Source organism: Clavibacter lycopersici, from assembly GCF_003576405.1.
In the GTDB taxonomy this organism is placed as follows: Bacteria; Actinomycetota; Actinomycetes; order Actinomycetales; family Microbacteriaceae; genus Clavibacter; species Clavibacter lycopersici.
Genome location: NZ_QWGT01000163.1, coordinates 1 through 6,363, shown reverse-complemented (window position 1 = coordinate 6,363; position 6,363 = coordinate 1). Strand labels below are relative to the sequence as shown.

Below are 6,363 nucleotides of genomic sequence, written 5' to 3'. Positions count from 1 at the left end.
GGCGATGCGCACCTCGGCGCGGTGCGCGTCCGCCACGGCCCGCACGAGCGCGAGGCCCAGGCCGTGGCCTCCGGCCGTCCGCCGGCGCACGCGGTGGAACGGCTCCGTCAGGAGCGGCACGTCGTCCGCGGGCACGACCTCGCCCGAGTTGCCGACCTCGAGGACGGCTGCCCCGGGGAGGTGGGCGCGCGTCGTGACGCGGATCCACCCGCCCGGCACGTTGTGCACGACCGCGTTGCGGACGAGGTTGCCCACCAGGTGGTCGATCAGTCGCGCGTCGCCGGAGACCACGACCGGGACGGGCGGCAGGTCGGCGGTGACCGTGATGCCGGCCCGCGCGCATGCGTCGGCCTCGGCGCGGAGGGCAGCAGCCACCCGGGCGGACAGGTCGACGGCCTCGTCGCTCCGCGGCTCGCGGGCAGCGGCCAGCTCGAGGAGCGCGGTGGTGGTGCCGGTCATCGCGTCGACCGTGCGCAGCAGGCCCTCGAGGGTCGCCCGCGACCCGGGGTCGCGCTCGGTGCGCAGCGCCACCTGGATCACCGTCTTCATCGTCGCGAGCGGCGTGCGCAGCTCGTGCGAAGCGTTGGCGGCGAAGAGCGCGCGGCTCGTGAAGGCCGCCTCGAGCCTGGCGACCATCCCGTCGAAGGTGTCGGCGAGGGAGCGGATCTCGTCGTGCGGCCCCGACATGCCGATCCGCGTGTCGAGGGTCGTCTCGTCGACCTCGCGGGCCATGCGGTCGAGCTCCTGGAGGGGGCGCAGCAGGCGGCCGGCGAGGAGCCAGCTCGCCAGGCCGCCGAGCGCGGCGATCACGACGACCGTCCCGGTCGCGACCTGGTACAGCACGGCGATGTTCGCGCCGTTCATGATGCGGACGGTCGCCTGCACCGCGAGGATCATGGCGATGCCGGTGACGACGATCAGGCCCGTGTAGGCGAGGGCGAGGCGGTTCCGGACGCTCGGCCCGCGTCGCCGCTCAGGGCCGCCGGGCGGCATCCGCGTCCCCCGCGCGGTCGGCGATGCGGTAGCCGACGCCCGGGACCGTCTCGAGGGGACCGGGCGCGCCGAGGCGCTTGCGCAGCGTCGAGACGGTGATCCGCACGGCGTTCGTGAACGGATCCGCGTTCTCGTCCCACGCCTTCTCCAGCAGCGCCTCCGCGCTGACCACGCCGCCGTCCGCCTCCATCAGCACGGCGAGCACCGCGAACTCCTTGCGCGCGAGGCGCACCAGGCGGCCGTCGCGGTACACCTCGCGGCGGAACGGGTCGAGCCGGATGCCCGCGCGCTCCCGCACGGGCGGCCGGGCGGTCGGGGTGCGGCGGCCGAGGGCGCGCAGCCGGGCGACGAGCTCCTCGAACTCGAACGGCTTCACGAGGTAGTCGTCCGCGCCGAGCTCCAGGCCGGTGACGCGGTCGGCGAGGGAGGCGGCGGCCGTGAGCATCAGGATCCGCGGGGCGTCCGGCGCGGCGACCAGCCGGCGGCAGACCTCGTCGCCGTGCATTCCCGGCAGGTCGCGGTCGAGGACCACGGCGTCGTACGCGGTCACGGCCGCCTTCTCGAGGGCCTGGTCGCCGTCGCGCGCCACGTCGACGGCGAACGACTCGAGCCGGAGGCCCCTGGCCACGGCGTCGGCGAGGAGCGGCTCGTCCTCCACCAGCAGGATCCTCACGCGCGCTCCGTCCGTCGGGGACCAGTGCACCACACGATCGCCGAGCGGTGCCGGATCACCCGATGAGCGACGGCCGCAGGTCGCGCAGCGTGCGGTGCGACGTGATCCGGATCGCCCCGGCCAGCGCGACCGCGAGGCCGGCGACGAGCCACAGCGCGAGCACGCCCGCGTCCATCGCCGCCTTGCCGAGGTCGCCGCCGTACATGAGCTGGCGGAGCGCATCCACCGCGAAGCTCATGGGCAGCACGTGGTGCAGCGCGGCGAGCGATCCGGGCAGCGTCTGCCAGGGGAACGTGCCGCCCGCGGTCACGAGCTGCACGACCATGAGCACGAGCCCGAGGAACTGGCCGACGCTGCCGAGCAGCACGTTGAGCGCCAGGATGATCGCCGCGAACGTGATCGAGGCGAGCACCATCGTCCCGTACATGGCGAGCGGGTGGGCGATGCGGAAGCCGAGCGCCCCGGCCACGATCGCGTAGAGGCCGGCCATCTGCACGACGCCGAGGAGCGCCGGCGTCAGCCAGCCCGCGAGCGTGATCCGGAGCGGCGCCTTGCGGGCCGTGATGGCGCGGCGCGACAGCGGCTTCACGATGAGGAACAGGGCGTAGATCCCGATCCACGCGGCGAGGCTGATGAAGAACGGCGCGAGCCCGGCGCCGTACTCGCCGGCCTGGGTCACGGCGTCCTGGCGGAGCGCGACGGGATCGCCGATCGTGTCGGCCTGCGCGTCGCGCTGCGAGTCCGTGGACGCGGGGATCTGGTCGAGCCCGGAGTCGAGCCCGTCGCGGAGCTTCGTCGTGCCGTCCTCGAGCGTGCCGAGGCCGGACGCGAGGGAGGTCGCGCCGTCAGCGGCGGAGTGCGCGCCGGATGCGAGGGTCGCGCTGCCGTCGGCGGCCTGCGCGATGCCGGACGCGAGCGCGGGCGACGCCTTCGCGAGCGCATCCGCGCCGTCCGCGACCTGGCGGCTGCCGGTCGCGAGCGTGCCGGCGCCCTGGGCGAGGGAGGCGGATCCGGTCTGCAGCTTCCCGGCGCCGTCGGCGACCTGCGCGCTCCCCTGGGCGACCTGCTCGCTGCCGGCCGCGAGCTGCTGCAGCTGGGTGTCGAGCCCGTCGGTCTTCGCGGCGGCGCCCGTGATGTCGGTGCCGAGCACGTCGAGCTTCGCGAGGGCGGCGTCGATGTCGGCCTGCGGGATCCCGGCGTCCACCATCCGCTGCTGGATCGCGGTGCGGATCGCGGGGACCCGTCCGGCGAGCTGGTCGACGCCCGTGGTGGCGGTGGATCCGAGCGCGGCGATCTGCGCGTTCCCGTCGGCGACCTTCCGCGCGCCCTCGGCGGTCCTCTGCGCGCCCGGGGTGAGCGCGGCGGCGCCCGTGGACAGGTCCGTCGCGCCGGAGGAGAGCGTGGCCGCGCCGTCCGCGACCTGGTCGGCGCCCGCGGCGAGCTGCTGCGTCTGCGCGGGGAGCTGCGCGGTGCCCGATCGGAGCTGGTCGAGGCCTGCGGAGAGCGTGTCCGCCCCCGTCGCGAGCTTCCCGTTCCCGGCGGCGAGGTCGTCGGCGCCGGAGCGCGCGCTGGCCGTGCCGTCGACGAGCTGCTGCGCGCCGGATGCCGCGTCGCCGAGGCTGGAGCGCACGTCCGCGAGGCCGAGGAGGAGCTTGCCCGCGGCCTCGGTGCCGACGCGCGACGCGACCGACTTCGTGATCCGCGCGCCCGCCTGCTGCGCGATGGTCGTGGCGAGGTAGCTGTTGGCGTCGTCGGTGGCCATGACCACGCGCGCCTGCTGCGGATCCGTGCCGGAGGACGACGCGAGCGCGGCGGAGAAGCCGGACGGGATGGTGAGCGTGAAGTCGTAGGTGCCATCCTCGAGGCCCGTGCGCGCCTCGGCGGAGGAGACCTCGTGCCAGTCGAAGGAGGCGTCGTCGAGCACGTCCTTCGCGACGTCGGTGCCGTAGTCGACCGGCTCCCCGTCGACCGTGGTGCCCTGGTCGGCGACGACGAGCGCGGCGGGGACCCTGTCGAGGCTGCTGTACGGATCCTGGTTCGCCCAGAGGTACAGGCCGCCGTAGAGCACGGGCACCAGCACGAGCGCGACGAGCGCGATCTTGGACATGGTGGTGGCGGTGAGGCGCGTCAGCTCGGCGCGCACCAGGGGGATCAGTCTCATCGGGTCGTGCTTCCGTCGTGCGTCGGGGTGGTGGGGAGTTCGAGGGGGGAGTCCGCGGGCAGCGCCGCGATCGCCTCGGCGGCGGCCTCGCTCGTGACGACGAGGACGCCGGTGCCGGACCGCGCGAGGTCGCGGAGGACCCGCATCCACTCGGCGACCGCGCCGCCGTGACGCTCGGGCGAGGTGACGACGACGGCCTCGACGCCCGCGCGCGAGGCGGCGAGAGTCGTGAGGAGGCGGATGCGGGCGACCGCGGGGACCGCCGAGAAGGGCGCGCGGGCGAGGTCGGCCAGCTGCTGGTCGTCCAGGATCACGCCGACCTCGTGCCGGCCGGAGCGGTGCCCGGCGAGGGCGAGCTCCTCGGCGACGACCGCGCGGAGCGTCACGTCGTCGGCGGGCTCGTTGATCCGCGGGGTGTCGACGAGCGCGACCCGCTCGGCGATGCGCGCCGCCACGCCGGCCGAGTCGTCGCCGTCGAGGGCGAGCGTCCCGCCGTCGATGCGCATGCGGCCGGACGCGACGAGCGAGAGGACGGTCGGCCGCAGCTCGGTCTCGGCGACGGCGACCACGGGATCCGGGCCGCCGTAGGAGAGGGAGATCGCGGGCAGGGCGGGCGCGGAGCCGTCGCCCACGCGCGCGTCGGTGAGGGTGACGATCACGACGCGGCCTCCGTGCGGCTCGGCGCGGACACGCGAGGCGCGGCCTCGCGGAGCTCCGGGGTCGCGGCGATGAGTGCGCCGGCCGCGCGCCAGTCGAGGCCGCAGAGGGCGAGCGAGGTGAGGATCACCAGCGAGTGGCCCTCGGCGCGGCCGATGTCGCTGCGCGTCGCCTCGTCGAGCACCGCGAGCGCGCCGCCCTCGACGAGCCGGGCGAGCGTCGGCGCGGGGATGTCGTCGCGCAGCTCGCCTGCCGCGATGCCCCGCTCGACCACCCGCTGCAGCTCGGCGCGCAGCGGCGCCAGCTCGGTGGCGACCTCGCGCGCGAGCGGTCCGCGGACGGCGACCCGGGCCATCACGCGCACCTGCTCGACCTCGGCCCAGAGGCGGGCGCCGATGAGGGCGACGTGGATCCGGCTGTCGTCGTGCGTGATCCCCGCCAACGACTCGACGATGCGCCGGGCGCCGCGCTGCAGCACCTCGCGCACGAGGTCGTCGCGCGTGGCGAAGTGCCCGTACACGGCGCGGCGGCTGAGGCCCGCGGCGGTGGCGATGGTCTCGAGGGACGCGTCCGGGTCGCGGTCGAGCGCGACCACGGCCGCGTCGAGGAGCGCCTGGCGGTTCGTCGCGGCGTCCTTGCGGGGCGCGCGTGCGGAGGCGAGGGAGGTCATGCGACCAGGGTAGTGATCCTGCACACGCGTGTGCAACATCAGTTCGGCGGGCTCCCAGCCCCGACGGCGCCCGCCGCCCGGATCAGCTGCGCAGGGTCACGCTCGGCAGCTCGCCGAACGCCTCCGCGTACGACGCCGCGAACCGGCCGAGGTGCGCGAAGCCCCACTCCTCGGCGACGCTGCGGACGGTCGTGGTGGTGGGCATCGCGTCCAGGAGCTGAGCGCGCACCCGGCGCAGGCGGATCCCGCGCAGGTACTCGGTGGGCGTCTGGCCGTGGTGGCGGCGGAGGGCGAGCTGGAGGACGCGCGTCGAGATGCCCGCGGCGGCCGCGGCCTCGGCGGGCGTGATGGGCAGGTGCGCGTTGTGGTGCAGGTACTCGACGGCCACGCGGATGTGCGCCATGCGCGGCGCCCGCAGCTCGGCCGGCATCTCCACGTCGTCCCAGGGGAAGAGGCGGAGGGTGGCGCGGGCGAGCGACAGGTCGGCCTCGAGGCGCAGGAGGGGCGACGCGTCCGGATCCGTGATGACGGGCGCCGCGGCGGCGACCGCCTGCCGCCAGATGGCGGCCGTCTTGGCGGTCGGCGCGTTGCGGTGCTCGAACAGCAGCGGGCGCGCGGGTCCGTGGTGGAACTCGGTCGCGGTCTGCTCGAGGAAGCCCGCGTCGAGGTGGACGCAGTTCTGCCGGGTGGCGGTCGCCTGGTACTGGAACGGGCGGCCGGTGGGGAAGAGGAACGGGAGCTGTCCGCGGGAGGCGACCGCGCGGGATCCGCGGTCGACGGTGATCTGCCCCTCGAGGAACCAGGTGACCACGTGCTCGGGCCGCTGGGGGCTCTCGGCCCACTGCGTGCCCGTGATGCGCGAGGTGCGGAGCGTGACGCGGTCGCCGCCGAGCATCGCGTACCGGTAGGAGAAGGTGTTCGTGCGGCGGTCGGGGGCGAAGCGGATCCCCTCGAGCACGGCCCCGAAGCTCGCGGTGGCCTCGTCGATGTCGGCGCCGGACATCACCGCGCGGACGAAGGGCTCGGCCGGGGCGTCGGCGGGAGCGGGAGCGGTGGCGGCCGCCACGTCAGCGGGGGCCGCGGGAGCACCCGCCGTCGCAGCGGCAGCGGAGGCGTCGGCGGCGGCCATGCCCATGACGGCTGCACCCGCTCCGGCGACGAGCGAGAGCGATCCCGTACCCAGCGACGCGGTGTCGGGTGCGGCCTCTG

The 6,363-nt window shown here is 75.6% G+C and carries 6 protein-coding genes; all 6 read right to left on the bottom strand.

Annotated elements, in window-relative coordinates; genetic code table 11:
- Window positions 1-993, bottom strand: a 993-nt coding sequence (locus DZG00_RS10890) for a sensor histidine kinase (protein ID WP_119455616.1), incomplete at its 3' end; no start/stop codon positions are given.
- Window positions 974-1,666 (bottom strand): response regulator transcription factor, encoded by a 693-nt coding sequence (locus DZG00_RS10885; protein WP_119455617.1) that lies wholly within the window; start codon window positions 1,664-1,666, stop codon window positions 974-976. The genes DZG00_RS10890 and DZG00_RS10885, both read right to left, overlap by 20 nt.
- Before the next feature lie 55 nt (window positions 1,667-1,721).
- Window positions 1,722-3,827 carry a YhgE/Pip family protein gene (locus DZG00_RS10880; protein ID WP_119382838.1) on the bottom strand — a complete coding sequence of 702 codons (2,106 nt, stop codon included), beginning with the start codon at window positions 3,825-3,827 and terminating at the stop codon, window positions 1,722-1,724.
- Window positions 3,824-4,486: a hypothetical protein gene (locus DZG00_RS10875; RefSeq protein WP_119382839.1), complete on the bottom strand. Its 663-nt coding sequence runs from the start codon at window positions 4,484-4,486 to the stop codon at window positions 3,824-3,826. Before DZG00_RS10875 ends, DZG00_RS10880 begins: the two co-directional genes overlap by 4 nt.
- Window positions 4,483-5,154 (bottom strand): TetR/AcrR family transcriptional regulator, encoded by a 672-nt coding sequence (locus tag DZG00_RS10870; RefSeq protein ID WP_119455615.1) that lies wholly within the window; start codon window positions 5,152-5,154, stop codon window positions 4,483-4,485. The genes DZG00_RS10875 and DZG00_RS10870 overlap by 4 nt, the downstream gene beginning before the upstream one ends.
- Before the next feature lie 82 nt (window positions 5,155-5,236).
- The coding region (locus DZG00_RS10865; protein WP_147359974.1) for an AraC family transcriptional regulator at window positions 5,237-6,363 on the bottom strand (1,127 nt) is incomplete at its 5' end.